Annotated in this window: 14 protein-coding genes and 1 riboswitch; of the genes, 1 reads left to right on the top strand and 13 read right to left on the bottom strand. The window is 43.1% G+C overall.

The window, feature by feature from the left end; all coding sequences use genetic code 11:
- Window positions 1-6: 6 nt before the first annotated feature.
- Window positions 7-1,965 carry an NAD-dependent DNA ligase LigA gene (ligA, locus tag AC3E6G_RS03080; protein ID WP_285338490.1) on the bottom strand — a complete coding sequence of 653 codons (1,959 nt, stop codon included), beginning with the start codon at window positions 1,963-1,965 and terminating at the stop codon, window positions 7-9.
- A gap of 142 nt (window positions 1,966-2,107) precedes the next feature.
- Window positions 2,108-2,617 (bottom strand): QueT transporter family protein, encoded by a 510-nt coding sequence (locus tag AC3E6G_RS03075; protein WP_125330041.1) that lies wholly within the window; start codon window positions 2,615-2,617, stop codon window positions 2,108-2,110.
- A riboswitch (PreQ1 riboswitch) is annotated at window positions 2,615-2,750 on the bottom strand. Its footprint overlaps the gene before it by 3 nt.
- A gap of 28 nt (window positions 2,751-2,778) precedes the next feature.
- Between AC3E6G_RS03075 and AC3E6G_RS03070 the strand changes: the two genes are divergently transcribed.
- Window positions 2,779-3,216, top strand: a complete 438-nt coding sequence (locus AC3E6G_RS03070; RefSeq protein ID WP_048688108.1) for a GtrA family protein — start codon at window positions 2,779-2,781, stop codon at window positions 3,214-3,216.
- 55 nt (window positions 3,217-3,271) lie between these two features.
- Here the strand turns inward: AC3E6G_RS03070 and AC3E6G_RS03065 are convergent, their stop codons facing one another.
- The 11 genes from AC3E6G_RS03065 to metK all read right to left on the bottom strand — a co-directional run bounded on the left by AC3E6G_RS03065 (window position 3,272) and on the right by metK (window position 14,240).
- A complete protein-coding gene (locus AC3E6G_RS03065) occupies window positions 3,272-3,979 on the bottom strand; it encodes a B3/B4 domain-containing protein (RefSeq protein WP_285338489.1) in 708 nt (235 codons plus the stop codon).
- The gene (locus AC3E6G_RS03060) at window positions 3,976-4,440 is read right to left on the bottom strand and encodes a MarR family winged helix-turn-helix transcriptional regulator (RefSeq protein ID WP_490700438.1); all 465 of its coding nucleotides are present in this window, start codon (window positions 4,438-4,440) and stop codon (window positions 3,976-3,978) included. Before AC3E6G_RS03060 ends, AC3E6G_RS03065 begins: the two co-directional genes overlap by 4 nt.
- A 116-nt stretch (window positions 4,441-4,556) precedes the next feature.
- Entirely contained in the window at window positions 4,557-5,525 is a 969-nt protein-coding gene (locus AC3E6G_RS03055; protein ID WP_048789125.1) for a YihY/virulence factor BrkB family protein, read from the bottom strand.
- Window positions 5,526-5,613: 88 nt separating this feature from the next.
- Window positions 5,614-6,474, bottom strand: a complete 861-nt coding sequence (locus AC3E6G_RS03050; protein WP_490700437.1) for a methionyl aminopeptidase — start codon at window positions 6,472-6,474, stop codon at window positions 5,614-5,616.
- 18 nt (window positions 6,475-6,492) lie between these two features.
- Complete coding sequence (spxR, locus tag AC3E6G_RS03045) at window positions 6,493-7,770, bottom strand: CBS-HotDog domain-containing transcription factor SpxR (RefSeq protein ID WP_006596063.1); 1,278 nt, start codon at window positions 7,768-7,770, stop codon at window positions 6,493-6,495.
- Entirely contained in the window at window positions 7,763-8,314 is a 552-nt protein-coding gene (locus tag AC3E6G_RS03040) for a GNAT family N-acetyltransferase (RefSeq protein WP_490700436.1), read from the bottom strand. The genes spxR and AC3E6G_RS03040 overlap by 8 nt, the downstream gene beginning before the upstream one ends.
- 12 nt (window positions 8,315-8,326) lie before the next feature.
- Window positions 8,327-9,589 (bottom strand): UDP-N-acetylglucosamine 1-carboxyvinyltransferase, encoded by a 1,263-nt coding sequence (gene murA, locus AC3E6G_RS03035; RefSeq protein ID WP_061564092.1) that lies wholly within the window; start codon window positions 9,587-9,589, stop codon window positions 8,327-8,329.
- A gap of 240 nt (window positions 9,590-9,829) precedes the next feature.
- Complete coding sequence (gene copZ, locus AC3E6G_RS03030) at window positions 9,830-10,036, bottom strand: copper chaperone CopZ (protein WP_490700435.1); 207 nt, start codon at window positions 10,034-10,036, stop codon at window positions 9,830-9,832.
- A 48-nt stretch (window positions 10,037-10,084) separates the two neighbouring features.
- Window positions 10,085-12,313 (bottom strand): heavy metal translocating P-type ATPase, encoded by a 2,229-nt coding sequence (locus tag AC3E6G_RS03025; protein WP_490700434.1) that lies wholly within the window; start codon window positions 12,311-12,313, stop codon window positions 10,085-10,087.
- On the bottom strand, window positions 12,310-12,744 hold the full coding sequence (locus AC3E6G_RS03020) for a CopY/TcrY family copper transport repressor (protein ID WP_490700433.1): 435 nt from the start codon (window positions 12,742-12,744) through the stop codon (window positions 12,310-12,312). Before AC3E6G_RS03020 ends, AC3E6G_RS03025 begins: the two co-directional genes overlap by 4 nt.
- 305 nt (window positions 12,745-13,049) lie before the next feature.
- On the bottom strand, window positions 13,050-14,240 hold the full coding sequence (gene metK / locus AC3E6G_RS03015; protein WP_490700432.1) for a methionine adenosyltransferase: 1,191 nt from the start codon (window positions 14,238-14,240) through the stop codon (window positions 13,050-13,052).
- Window positions 14,241-14,289 lie beyond the last annotated feature (49 nt).

Raw genomic sequence — 14,289 nt, 5'->3', positions numbered from 1 at the left:
ATGCCTCTATAAACTTTCAAGCCAGGCTTCATCCTGTATTTCAATCGATAATTCCTGCGCTTTGCTTAATTTACTTCCCGCATCGCTACCTGCAACTAATAGGTCTGTTTTCTTGGATACGGAGCCTGTGACTTTAGCCCCTAAGGCTTCTAATTTAGCCTTAGCTTCCGAACGTGTCAGACGTTCCAGTTTACCGGTTAAGACAACTGTTTTACCAGACAATGGTGCATCTGCTGCAACCTTTTGTCCAAGGTAGTCTAAGTTTACCCCAGCATCCTTAAGCTCTTCTAAAAGAAGTTGAGAGCCTTTTTGGGCAAAATAACGCTTGAGACTTTCAGCAACCACCATTCCTAAACTGTCTATCGCCGCAATCTTTTCAACCTCTGCATCTGCTATAGCTGGAATGGAATGGAATTCCTGGAGCAAGAGCTGGCTAGCCTTACTTCCCACATGACGAATTCCCAGACCAAATAATAGTTTTTCAGCAGAATTCCCCTTCGATGTCTGGATAGCATCTACTAATTTCTGGGCAGATTTTTCTTTAAATCCATCCAATTGTAAGAGATCATCCACAGTCAGGCGATAAATACCTGCTACATCTTGAACCAGTTCTTTAGCAAACAGTTTTTCAACCACTGCTGGCCCCAAGCCAGTAATGTTCATGGCATCTCGGCTAGCAAAGTGAGCTAGGCCTTCCTTGATTTGAGCAGGACAACGGGGGTTGATACAACGCAAGGCCACTTCATCTTCAAAATGAAGGAGCTCGCTCTCGCAACTCGGACAGTGACTCGGAATCTCTAATCTCTCTTCCGATACGCGCTTATCCATGACAACACGCAAGACAGCTGGAATAATGTCCCCGGCCTTATAAACAATAACCGTATCGTCCTTGCGGATATCTTTCTCAGCAATGTAATCTACATTATGGAGAGTAGCACGACTAACAGTCGTCCCTGCTAACTGAACTGGCGTCAAATTAGCCGTTGGTGTCACCACTCCAGTCCGACCGACTGTCCAATCAACTGACAAGAGTTTTGCTTCCTTCTCCTCAGCTGGGAATTTGTAAGCCACTGCCCATTTGGGAGCCTTGACGGTAAAACCAAGTTCTTCTTGAACAGCTAGATCATTTACTTTAATCACGACCCCGTCGATATCATAAGGAAGCTGGTCTCGCATGGCTGCCACTTCTTGAATATAGGTCCAAACTTGCTCGATACTAATCGCTGTCTTGTGATGAGGATTGACGACAAAACCGAGTCCGTTTAATTTGGCTAATACCTTCTCTTGGGTCGCTTGGTCAGTAGGACTAGCTTCCTGATAGAGGAAGGTCGCGAGCCTGCGCTCCGCAACAATCTTCGTATCCAACTGTCTTAGAGTACCGGCTGCAGCATTTCGAGGATTCGCAAACTCTGCTTCCCCATTTTCTTGACGGGACAAATTTACAGCATCAAAAGACGCACGGGGCATATAACATTCTCCGCGAACGGTTAATGTAAGAGGTTCCGGTAAAACTAGAGGAATATCGCGAACTCGCTTGAGGTTCTCGGTAATATTTTCTCCAACACTCCCATCCCCCCGCGTAGCACCTGTTTCGAGGACGCCATCCACATAAGAAAGTGAAATAGATAGACCATCTATTTTTAACTCACATACATAGGTGACAGATGGAAATTCCTTTCGAACCCGTTGGTCAAAGGCCACCAATTCTTCATAAGAAAAGGCGTCCTGCAAGCTATAAAGCGGGTAAGTATGCTGGTATTTTTCAAATCCTGTTAGAATCGTCCCTCCTACTCGGTGTGTTGGGCTATTCGCTTGGATCAGTTCTGGATAGGCTTCTTCTAATTCTACAAGTTCTCGGTATAGACGATCATATTCTTGATCAGATACCGAGGGAGCATCTTTGGTATAATATTCTTCCGCATATTGGTTGAGTAGATTTACTAACTCTTTTATTCTGGTTTCCATACTTCTATTTTACCATAAAAACGCTTTACTGTGCCCTGTCTGACTACTTCCCACTAGAAAAAAAAGCATTTTTTTACTACCCGTCCGAAATCCTACTTCAATGAGCAAAAAAAAGCCTGAAGCAAGGCTTCAGACTCTTAATTTATTGAGTTAAATCAATATGATTTGAAATTCTTTTGATCAGAATCGCTCCGACAATCAGAGAAGCAAATTCACCCAAACCAGTAGTCAACCAATTCAAGAAGAATGGTGTTTCGTTTATAATATGCAATTCTAAGGCAATCGTGAACATAGAGAGGGCAAAGAAAATTGAAAATAAGAAATGATCCTTGCGAATCCATCCATTAAAGAGCTCTTCCTTTTCAAATCGTTTAAATAAGTAAACCCCAAGTGTTACGAAGACCAAGGTAGATCCACCACCAACGATCAAATCGACAATTCCGTAACTCATGAAGTTAGAAATCATACACCCAATGGTAACAGACCAAATGTATTTTCGATTGTAGAAAGCCATGAAGTTGAGCATTTCAGAAACACGGAATTGGATCTCATTGCTTCCGATGGCATTCAATGGGGGCGTAATGGTCAAGGCCACATAGAGAGCTGCAACTAGGGCAATCTGTGCCAAGTCACGAACAGTATAGTTTTTCATCGTTTTCTCCTTTAGCGGTTTTACCGCGTCTAATATGCTTGGTGAAAGAAGCTAAGCACCAAGGGTTGATCTTTGCCGATGACCCAAACTAATAGATTTCAAAGCAACAAATCAACTTTATAAGTATAGCATAAATAAGGAAATTATGATAGACTAATTGTATGAAAAAACTACTTAATCGAATCTTTGATAATGAAATCTTAGCCTACCTGATCTTTGGTGTTGCTACAACGATTGTTTCTGTTGCTACTCGGCTAATTGTTTTCCAACTGACAGACCAGGAACAACTAGCTACCTTGATTGGAAATATTGCAGGAATACTTTTTGCCTTTGCTACCAACGATACCATTGTCTTTAAACAAGAAAGAAAAGGCTGGTTGAAACGGTTAATTGTCTTCTCTTTTGCTAGAATGGGGACACTCGTGCTGGACCTCCTGATGACTACCATCTTTGTGACCCAGTATCCACAAATCATTGGTCAGTTTGTCAATATGAATCGGACGGCTATCAATACCATCGAAACCTTTGCCGCCCAATTTATGATTGTCATTTTGAATTATGTTTTCAGTAAACTATTTGTCTTCCGAAATAAGAAGTGACATCTCATTATACACAGAAAAACCGTCAGAACTCTTATGGCTCTGACGGTATTTTTTATACTTCCAGACTAGCTTCTTGGGCGCTCAAATAAGAGATTTTTCCTTCCACACCAAAATACTCCTTGACCAAGCCTTTTAATTCATCCATCGCTTCTTTGGCCCGTTCTGCTTGCTCTTCAGTCACTGCCTCCATCACAAGAATAGCCTGTCGCGTTTCTTCTGTCAGCATGGTTCTTTGGGCTTCCCGCCAGTTTAAACAACGGCAAACAGCACCTTCTTGATCATAATAAATGATCTCTTCCGGCAAAGCCGGAGCATCTTCCTCCGCTCCTAGTGGAAAGAATGGCTCTCCCCCCTTAGCTTTTCCTAAGGATAAGCCTCCAGCTAACTTTTCCATATCCTCACCACCACAGGGGATAGCATAGGCTAGCGAAACACTATTGTAGAGATCAACCAAAGGATTAATGGGATAAAACTCCCGTCCTTGCGATACACGTTTCAGTAATGCTTCGATTGACGAACGAGCTCCTTTTTTGGTCTTAAATTTTGTAAATGCCTGACGCCATTCCTGAACGACTGGACTAGCAGTGAACTGATCTTCATCAATATATTCTTTTGATCGTGCGACTCCCTTGTCGAGCAAATCCTTAAAATATGGATCCTTGCTCTCATCAACATGATTGTCGATACCTTCTACTGTCATCACCACTACTTGTGCTTGGGGAAATAAGTCCCAAAACTCTTGATCTACTGTAAATTTCATTTCTTTTCCTCACTATAGTTTCTTTTTTGACCTTTTTTCACTAGCTCCCAATCCGCTGCTACGTTTTCTCTCATTTTAGCAAGCCATTCTTCTAATTGAAGGATTTCTGCCTTTGAAAAACCTTTTAAGGCAGTCTTTTCAGAATAAGTATGCTCAGCAAGGATAAAAGGATAAAGTGCTTGACCCTTTTCCGTCAGGATCCATTTTTTTATCTTTTGATTGGAAGGATCAGTTAATTCTCGGATAAATCCTTTATCAGCTAATTTTTTAACAGAGCGGGCTACTGTTGAGCGGTCCACTTTTAATAAATCGGATAACTCCTCTTGAATAATTCCTGGTTGCTCCCCAATCCGTACTAAATATAAGTATTGGCCTCTTGCCAGTTCCAAGTCTCGGAACTCAATATTGGCAATCGAATCTAAGGCTCGGGCTATGATGCCAATCTCTCTTAGAACCTTCATCTGCTCCTCCTTTCCTTTATAAGGAGTCTATCACATTTTTATTGCAAATGCAACTAAATAAACATAAAACAAAAAGCCGGCTGAAAACCGGCTTGTTCCTATTTTATTCTTTAACATCACTCCTGATTTTTTCTCAAGTTTTTAAGATGGAAACGACGCTTGAATGACGCCTCTTTTTGGTGAAAAGCTACTTTAGATGACTTGTACTTGGCTACCACATCCCCGTCTTTTGTTTCAAATCTCGCTTCAATGGCATATTGAATACTAGCATTTAAGATACAGCCAATAATCAATACTTTAGCTACCAGGATAAACCAGAACATAATGACCGCTAAAAGGACTGACCCGAAGAAACGAGCATCTAGGAAACTCGTAATGTAGTGATCAACATATTTCCAGAAAATATTCAAGGTCAAATAAAGGACTGCTGTCACAAAGATGGCTCCTGGAAAGACATAGCGAAACTTAGGAATTTTGATATTGGGAAGAGTGTAATAGAGCAAGAGCAAGGTTAAAAAGAGCAGGAAGTAAACCGAAGGTCCTGAAATATTTAAGAGGCGAAGGTAGATACTTTCATCAAACTTGAAAATTTCATAGACGGAACGAATAATCATCCGGCCAAACATAGTAAGAACCAAAGATAGACCAAACAGACCTTGCAGAGCAAAACTAATCAAAATACTGAAGATTCTCGCCCAGATAATCCCCCTCTCCTTCTCCACTCCATAACTTTTATTGAAGGCTCTCTGCAGGTAAGCGATACACTGTGAGGAGACCCATAAAGCCGAAATGATGGAGAAACTAAGCAAACCAGTAGACGGCTTGGTAAGCACCGATGAAATAACTTGCAAGACAATGCGGTACATGGAGGCAGGTAATACTTCACGCAAGGTTAGCAAAATCTGAGTCGGACGAATCTGGAAGTAAGGAAGGATATTGGCTGCAATCAACAATAAAGGGAGAATGGAAATCAATAAATAATAGGCCACTGCTATACTTGTGATGTCCGATTCAGAGGCCATATAAAAGCGCAAGAACCCCTTAATAAACGGTCGTTGGCCTAGCCATTTTAGAAACTTTTTCATATCTATCCTCCCCTAAACAAAGTCATAAAAAGAGAAAAGAGCGAAACCGTTATTTATCTTCAGCTCCATTCTTTCCTCTCTACTTGTTTTAATAGGTTCCTTCTTCGCCTTGACTGGTCAAAATAACCGGTCCATCTTTCGTAATAACAAACTGATGTTCGTACTGACAAGAAAGTCCACCGTCAAGGGTTTTGTGGGCCCAACCTGTCTTCATATCTGTATCAATCTCCCAAGTTCCGGTATTAATCATCGGTTCAATAGTCAAGACCATCCCTTCACGTAAGCGCAAGCCACGTCCTGCACGTCCGTAGTGGGGTACCATTGGTTCTTCATGCATGGTTGGTCCTACACCGTGACCGACCAAATCTCGTACTACACCATAGCCTTTGCTTTCAGCATATTCTTGAATCGCTGCTCCAATATCACCCAGACGATTTCCGACAACCGCTTGTTCAATCCCCTTATAGAGGCATTCTTTGGTGACATCCATGAGATCTTTGACCTCTTGGGAAACATTACCAACTGCATAGGCCCAACAAGAATCAGCCAAACCACCAGAGTAGTTTTCTGTAAACTTTTTCACCTGTGCAACATTATCAAAGTCTAATTTTGAGACATCAACAACAGACTTGTCTAAGGGTTCAGACAAGACCATATCCACCTTTAAGAGGTCACCGTCTTTTAAGACATAGTGACGAGGAAAGGCGTGAGCCACTTCATCATTGATCCCACAACATGTCGCATAGGGATAGTCCATCAAACTTCCTTCTACACCGATCTGAAGGGGCAAGACATTGGCTTCTTTACAGCGACGTCGAACATACTCTTCTACTTCCCAAAGATCGAGACCTGGTTTGATCAAATCCCGAAGGCCAATATGGATACTAGCAAGAAAGTCTCCTGCACGGTCCATGGCTTCGATTTCACGCTGTGATTTCAATGTAATCATCTATTTCCTACTTCCATTCTAATTAATTTTCAAAGTGACGGTGGCCTTCGTAACTAACTGTAAATTCAAATACAAATCAAAATCTATAATAGCCGATCGTCTAGTCTGTCGGACAATACGCGTTTCAATCCGCAAGGTATCGTCCACTTGAACAGCTTGGAGGTAATAGACCAAGAGCTGTTCGATAATTAAATTTTTTCCAGAATTCATCATGAGCTGGCGAGTGACTGTTGTTAGAACTTCAGTGAGAACACCATTCGAGAGAACACCACTCTTTTCTAACATACTTGGTTCAACCGTCAATTCAAAATGATTGGCTTGCAAAACTACTTTTTGACTGATTTGTTCACTAAAGGTTGGCAAGCCCGACAATTGCTCCTTGCTCATCCGGTCCATGACCGCACGACGAGTAATAACCCCTAATAGGGTCTGATTGCTGCGAATAACAGGGATCATCTCAAAATCTTCTGCAATCATGCGTTGACTGACATTGGCGATACTAGAGGATAGGTTTGTCGTAAAGACGCTACGGGACATGACCTTGTCCAGAGTTGTCTGGGGCGTCTTGTCTCCTGCATCTCGCATGGTCACCACTCCAACAACCATCTGGTGTTGATTGACTACAGGAAAACGACTAAACCGGCTTTTTCTTACCAAGTCCAAATAATCTCGTACGGTATCTGTTTCCCGCAAAAAACCGTATTCATGCATGGGCGAATAGACTTGTTCGACCGTTAAAATATCCGTTTTAATTTGCATGTTGGCGAGAGCACGGTTGATCATGGTCGCCACGGTATAGGTATCATGCTTGGTACGTAAGATAGGAGTTTGACCACTGCGACCCAGTTCCAAAATAGAAGGATCGACGTCAAAGCCACCGGTTACAAGAACAGCATTGTCGTGTTGGAGGGCGAGACGTTGGATATTGGTCCGGTCTCCCACAATGAGGAGTCCACCTTCAGAGACATAATCTAAAATATGCTCTTCTGTCATGGCCCCGATATAAAACTTGTTGAACTCTCGTTCCAGCCCTTCTTTTCCTGCCAAGACTTCCGAACCGGTAATTTCTACAATCTCTCGGAAAGTCAGATGTTCTAGGACAGCCTTTTTGGACTTGACACGAACTGTCCCACTACGAGGTCTCGTTTCAACAATTCCACGATTTTCAGCTTCTTTAATCGCCCGATAAGCGGTCCCATCACTCACCTGCAAATAATTCGAGATACTTCTCACACTGACACGTTTGCCAATCGGTAGTTTCTCCAAATAATCTAAGATCGCTTGGTGTTTACTCATTGAGATCTCCTCTATCTATGCAGAACTCGTAATAATCCCGCATCTTTCGGGTATAGCGGTCACTTCCCTTGAATTGCCGTTTCAAACTATAACCGGCATGTAAAGCCACCTGTTGACTGGCAATATTTTCAACATGGGTAATGATTCGGACTTGTTTGAGATGAAATTCCTGGAAGGACAAGAAGGTAATTTCTTTGACAACCTCTGTCATGAGGCCTTTGCCCCAATAATCCTTGTGTAAGAAATAACCAAGTTCAGCTTCTTTCTTAATTTCATCCAATTTTTCAAACTTAATCGATCCAATCACACGGTCTGTTCCCTTGTCACAAATCGCCCATATTCCTAAAGGATTCTTTAGAAAATAATTCGCCAAAACATACTGGCATTCCTCTAGGGACGTTTGTGCTGGGAAAATAAAAGGCAAATTCTCTGGATTGGAGGATATGGTATAAAAGTCAGCGGCATCACTATATAGAAAGGGCCTCAAGAAGAGGCGCTCTGTTTCAAAACATGAAAATGCTGCTAGTTGCGTCCAAATGTTCATAAAAATCGTTCGTTATGCTTCATCAATCAGCTCGATGTCAGCTCCCAATTGTTGCAATTTTTCAATAATATGCGAATAGCCACGAAGGATAAACTCAATATTGGTAATTTCCGTTCTACCCTGAGCCATCAAACCGGCAATCACCAAGGCAGCCCCTGCACGCAGGTCTGTCGCCTTAACTGGAGCTCCTGTTAATTGGTTTGGTCCTTGGTAAACAATGCGATCACCAACTGTTTCAATGGTCGCTCCCATGCGCATCAATTCAGCCACATGGTTGACCCGCTTTTGATAAATGGTATCTACGATGCTTCCCTTTCCATTAGCGGTCAAGAGCAAAGGAGTCAAGGGTTGTTGCAAATCCGTTGCAAAGCCAGGGTAAGGAGAGGTTTTAATGTGAACAGCTTTCAGATTTTCTTGCTTTTCAACAAACACACTATCCTCAGAAATCGTCATCCGAACGCCCATTTCTTCCAACTTAGCGATAAAGCTTTCTAGGTGTTCGTAGAGGACATTCGTAATTTGAATCCCTTCTCCCACAGCAGCAGCAAGAGCGATATAAGTCCCTGCTTCGATGCGATCGGGGATCACTTGGTGACGCGTCCCGTGGAGATAGTCCACTCCTTCAATGGTAATGATATCTGTACCCGCACCACGAATGTGTGCTCCCATATTATTGAGAAGGGTCACGACGTCAATGATTTCAGGTTCACGAGCAGCATTTTCAATAACGGTACGACCTTCCGCTTTAACAGCTGCTAGAATGGTATTAATAGTTGCTCCAACGCTAACCGTATCCATATAGATAGCTGCGCCACGAAGACGCTGTCCATTTGTGGAAAGGTTCATACTCGAACCATCCATAGTCATCTTAGCACCCATCGCCTCAAAGGCTTTCAAATGCAGATCAATGGGACGTGGACCTAGATCACATCCACCTGGTAGACCGACAGTTGCCTGGCCATAACGTCCCAAAAGACTTCCGTAGAAATAGTAAGAAGCGCGAAGACTGTTGATCTTTCCAAATGGCATTGGCATATCTTGTACACCACGTGGATCGATAATAAGAGTCTCCCCATCTCGCTCCACCTTTGCCCCCATGAGGGTCATGATGTCAATCAAGCTAGCCACATCTGAAATATCTGGAACACCATCAAGGGTCACAATTTCGTCTGCTAAAATAGTTGCTGGAATGAGGGCCACCACGCTATTTTTTGCACCACTAATGGTCACCTCACCTTTTAAAGGGCGACCACCATTAATTATAATTTTTTTCATGTAAATTTGTATAAGCTCTTTCAATCATTCGGTAAAAAATTACCGCATCTATTATATCACAAAAACGCTTCATTTTCCACTACTTCTTATCCTTTGATCGGTCAATCCAATCCTTAGAAAACCTCAACTATATGTTTTACTATTTTTTTATATTTTTAGTTGCAAGCCTATTTTATTTATGTGTTCTCTTGTTGTTTTTTTAAAAAAAAGGCAGCCCTTTTCGGACCGCCTTTTCTGAGTTTATTTCACTTCATTTCCTAATTCATATTTAGTTCCTTTTAAAGCTCGACTCAAGGACCATTTCCAAGGTTTCCCTTCAATAGTTACTTGTTTTTTCTCTAAATCAACTTTTACTTCTTCTACACCTTTTACAGCAGATAGTTTTTCAGTGACAGCATTGGCACATCCTTGGCATTTCATTCCAGTAATTTCATATGTTTTTGACATAATTATTTTCCTTTCTTTTACTCGAGGAGGTAATTTTTCTCCTAGTTCTTACAATTTTTTTCTCTTTAATCTTAGAGCATTCAGTACAACCGATACTGAACTAAAACTCATGGCTAGACCTGCTAACATCGGGTTTAAGAGCGGGCCACCAAAGAGATAGAGAAGCCCCATCGCCACCGGAATGGCTAAAACATTGTAGATAAAGGCCCAGAACAAGTTTTCCTTGATGGTCTTAATCGTGTAACGACTAATTTCCAAGGCTCGGACGACATCCATCAATTGCGGTTTCATGACGACGATATCGGCACTTTCCATAGCGATATCTGTCCCAGATCCCATGGCAATCCCGATATCCGCAGTTGCAAGAGCTGGTGCATCGTTGATTCCATCTCCCACCATGATCACAGACTTGCCTTCTGCTTGCAAATCTTGGATCACCCGTGATTTTTCTTGAGGAAGGACTTGACTGATGATCTGCTGGATTCCAGCCTTCTTGGCAATCGCTCGAGCAGTCCGTTCATTATCCCCAGTCAGCATGATGACCTCCTTGCCCATTTTTTCCAGGCTAGCAACCATTTCTAAACTATCTTCCTTAATCCGGTCTGCTACCCCAAATAGGGCCAAGAGTTGTCCATCTTCAGCTAAGAAAATCGGGGTTTGTCCATCCTGAGTTAAGTCCTCCAAGTCAGCCTTGGCAAGATGAATATCGATTCCTTCCTCATCCATGAGCGTTTGATTCCCAGCCAGATAAACCTTCCCACCATAGTTAGCAATGAGGCCCCTTCCTGTTAGACTAGAGAAGTTTTCCATCTCTAATAAGTCTATATGCTCTTCTTTCGCAGCATCCAAAATAGCTTGTCCTAGTGGATGTTCGGACTTGGCTTCCAGAGAAGCTAGGACTTGTAAGGCATGGTTCGTTTGACCATAGGTATAGGAAGAAGACAACTGAGGTTTACCTTGAGTGATGGTCCCCGTTTTATCGAAGACCAAGACTTGCGCTTGGTGAGCTAACTCAAGGACATCCCCCCTCTTGTAGAGGATTCCATGCTCTGCCCCTAAGCCTGTGCCCACCATAATGGCTGTCGGAGTCGCCAAGCCTAGGGCACATGGACAGGCAATGACCAAGACACTAATTGTTACCGTCATAGCAAAGGTGAAGGTCTCACCCATGATGAAGTACCAAAAGAGGCCTGATAAGAGGGCAATCCCCATGACTACTGGGACAAAGACCCCTGCCACTTGATCCGCAATCTTGGCAATCGGTGCTTTGGTTTGTTGGGCATCTTCCACCAGCTGAATGATTTGTGCTAGTAAGGTATCCCGACCAACTTTCTCAGCCCGATAAACCAAACTACCTTGTCCATTAATGGAACCAGCGTAAACTGGACTGCCTTCCGTTTTTTGGATGGGGATAGATTCACCCGTCAGCATGCTTTCATCAATGGCTGATTGTCCGGAAACCACATGCCCATCAACGGCTATTTTTTCACCTGGTTTGACCAGGATCTGATCTCCAACGACCAAGTCTTCTACAGGTAGTTTCACTTCCTTTCCATCACGTAGGACTGTTGCCTCTTTAGCCGCCAGATGCATGAGCTTTTTGATGGCTTGAGAAGTACGCCCTTTTGATAGCGTTTCAAAATACTTACCCAAAGTAATTAGGGTCAGGATCACGGCTACAGATTCAAAATAAAGCTGGTGCACGTGATGATGGTGGCCAAGCAAAATGTGATAAGTCCCATAAAGACTATAAAGAAAGGCTGCACTAGTCGCTAAAGCCACCAAAGCATCCATATTGGGATGGCCTTTTAGAAGGGTTCGGAAGCCATTTTGATAAAAGGCTCGACCGAAAACCATCACAGGGATGGTCAAGGCCAAAAGAACAAGAGTATAAACCACTGGTGCTTGATCAGGTGAAACAAATGCAGGTGCCGGTAGGCCAATCATGGGCCCCATTGCTAGATAAAAGAGAGGCAGGGTGAAGACGGAAGACCAAAAGAGGCGTTTTCGGATCAATTGTAGCTTGTCACCTTCTCGCTCTTCTTGGCTCTTAGCTGTATCTGGATTGTATACTACTGCCTCATAACCGGCATCCGCTACCGCTTTTGAAATAGCCTCTGGACTCAAAGGTTTCCCCTGATATTCAACCGTCATTTTTTCAGTGGTTAGGTTCACTGTCGCTTTTTCAACACCGTCCAGATGGTTGACAGCTTTCTCAACATTGATGACACAGGATGCACAGGTCATCCCATTGACAACAAAAGTTTCTTCTTTCATATCTCTTCCTCCACATGACTGGCACAGTGACACTGGCCAGGTTGGCAATCACATTGAACCCGCTCCACGCTCACTTTCGAAGCCAGGAGGTCTTGCAACCCCTTCATTTGCTCCTCGGTCATAGGAGTTTGCTGGATTAATCGTTCTAATATGTGACCATGCTTGGTCAAGCAGATCTTACTTAAAACTTCATTGACAGCTGTAAAATTTGCCTCTTCTTCATTGAGGATGGCCTGATACAAATAGGTCCGACCTTCTCTTCGGCTTGTCAAATAGCCCTTATCTGCTAACCGTCCCAAGAGGGTTTTCACCGTCGAAGCTGACCAGTCCTGCTTGGTGGAGAGAATCTTGGTTATTTCAGTAGAAGTCGCTCCCCCCTTGGTCCAGAGAACTCTCATGACTTCCCATTCCGCACTTGAAATCTTTGCCATTCTTTTACCTTTCTAGCTCTCATCAAGAACAATTGATTTACATTTGTAGTTTCATTATACACCTTCCATTTTGCTTGTCAATCATTTTGTTTACATTTGTAGATTAATTTCATAAAAAGATAGTGGGACAGAAATCGGTAATTCGTTAGAATTCGATTTCGCCGTCCCACCTCCGCACAGTTGAGTAGGGCCGTTAAAGCTGATGAAATCAGCGTAGTAGAGCCCACTCAACCACTGCGTCTTGCTCGACAATCCAAAGATAATTGAGAGGCTAGGACTTTTGTCCCAGCCTCCTTTCTATCTCATTAGTTAACTGCTTCTTTCAAGGCTTCTACCTTGTCCAAACGTTCCCATGGTAGATCGATATCAGTACGTCCCATATGTCCATAAGCCGCTGTTTGACGGTAGATTGGACGTTTGAGATCCAGCATTTGGATAATTCCTGCTGGACGAAGGTCAAAGATTTGACGAGCTGCTGCTTCTAATTTGCTTTCAGCGACTGTTCCAGTACCGAAGGTATCAATACGAACAGAGACAGGTTGAGCAACCCCAATGGCATAAGCCAATTGCACTTCTGCTTTCTTAGCAAGACCTGCCGCTACGATGTTTTTGGCAATGTAGCGAGCTGCATAAGAAGCAGAACGGTCTACCTTAGTGGCATCTTTACCAGAGAAGGCACCACCACCGTGACGTGAATAACCACCATAAGTATCCACGATGATCTTACGACCTGTCAAACCGGAGTCCCCTTGAGGCCCACCAATAACAAAGCGACCAGTTGGATTGATGAAGAATTTAGTCTCCTCATCTAGATAAGAAGCTGGAATCACTTCTTTGATGACCTTGTTAATCACATCTTCATGAATTTGTTCATTGCTTACTTCTGGATCGTGTTGGGTTGAAATAACGACCGTATCCACGCGCACTGGCTGGTCATTTTCATCATACTCAACCGTAACTTGCGATTTGGCATCTGGTCGAAGGTAGCTAATTTCACCCGACTTACGTAGCTCTGCCAAACGACGAACCAACTTGTGGCTGAGTGAAATTGGTAATGGCATGAGTTCTTCTGTCTCATCCACCGCAAAACCAAACATGAGACCTTGGTCACCAGCTCCAATCAAGTCAAGTGGATCTTGATCCGCATTCCCACGAACTTCCAAGGCTTCATTAACCCCTTGAGCGATATCAGGTGACTGTTCAACAAGTGATGGGTGAACTCCCACCGTCTCCGCTGAGAAACCATACTCAGTATTGGTATAGCCGATCTCTGCAATGGTATCACGAACCACACGGTTGATATCCACATAAGCAGTCGTTGAAATCTCTCCAAAGACATGAACGGAACCAGTATAAACAGCTGTTTCTGCAGCCACGTGTGCTTCTGGATCTTGCTCTATAATAGCATCCAAAATAGCATCTGAAATTTGGTCTGCAATCTTATCTGGATGCCCCTCAGATACTGATTCAGACGTGAATAATTTACGTTCTGACATAAAAATGTCCCCCCTTAAAAAATAATCGTTATAGAGTTACAAAGAACTG

Source organism: Streptococcus sp. SCPM-O-B-23252 (M501) (assembly GCF_058200355.1).
The sequence above is the reverse complement of the archived record's forward strand: the minus strand, read 5'-3'. Positions and strand labels throughout refer to the sequence as shown.

Coding starts and splice junctions, on each gene's coding strand:
- copZ (WP_490700435.1), bottom strand. CDS start 10,036: ATGTCAAAAACATATGAAATTACTGGAATGAAATGCCAAGGATGTGCC.
- AC3E6G_RS03055 (WP_048789125.1), bottom strand. CDS start 5,525: ATGAAAAAGTTTCTAAAATGGCTAGGCCAACGACCGTTTATTAAGGGG.
- spxR (WP_006596063.1), bottom strand. CDS start 7,770: ATGAGTAAACACCAAGCGATCTTAGATTATTTGGAGAAACTACCGATT.
- AC3E6G_RS03065 (WP_285338489.1), bottom strand. CDS start 3,979: ATGAAATTTACAGTAGATCAAGAGTTTTGGGACTTATTTCCCCAAGCA.
- metK (WP_490700432.1), bottom strand. CDS start 14,240: ATGTCAGAACGTAAATTATTCACGTCTGAATCAGTATCTGAGGGGCAT.
- ligA (WP_285338490.1), bottom strand. CDS start 1,965: ATGGAAACCAGAATAAAAGAGTTAGTAAATCTACTCAACCAATATGCG.
- AC3E6G_RS03020 (WP_490700433.1), bottom strand. CDS start 12,744: ATGGCAAAGATTTCAAGTGCGGAATGGGAAGTCATGAGAGTTCTCTGG.
- AC3E6G_RS03040 (WP_490700436.1), bottom strand. CDS start 8,314: ATGAACATTTGGACGCAACTAGCAGCATTTTCATGTTTTGAAACAGAG.
- AC3E6G_RS03050 (WP_490700437.1), bottom strand. CDS start 6,474: ATGATTACATTGAAATCACAGCGTGAAATCGAAGCCATGGACCGTGCA.
- AC3E6G_RS03060 (WP_490700438.1), bottom strand. CDS start 4,440: ATGAAGGTTCTAAGAGAGATTGGCATCATAGCCCGAGCCTTAGATTCG.
- murA (WP_061564092.1), bottom strand. CDS start 9,589: ATGAAAAAAATTATAATTAATGGTGGTCGCCCTTTAAAAGGTGAGGTG.
- AC3E6G_RS03025 (WP_490700434.1), bottom strand. CDS start 12,313: ATGAAAGAAGAAACTTTTGTTGTCAATGGGATGACCTGTGCATCCTGT.
- AC3E6G_RS03070 (WP_048688108.1), top strand. CDS start 2,779: ATGAAAAAACTACTTAATCGAATCTTTGATAATGAAATCTTAGCCTAC.
- AC3E6G_RS03075 (WP_125330041.1), bottom strand. CDS start 2,617: ATGAAAAACTATACTGTTCGTGACTTGGCACAGATTGCCCTAGTTGCA.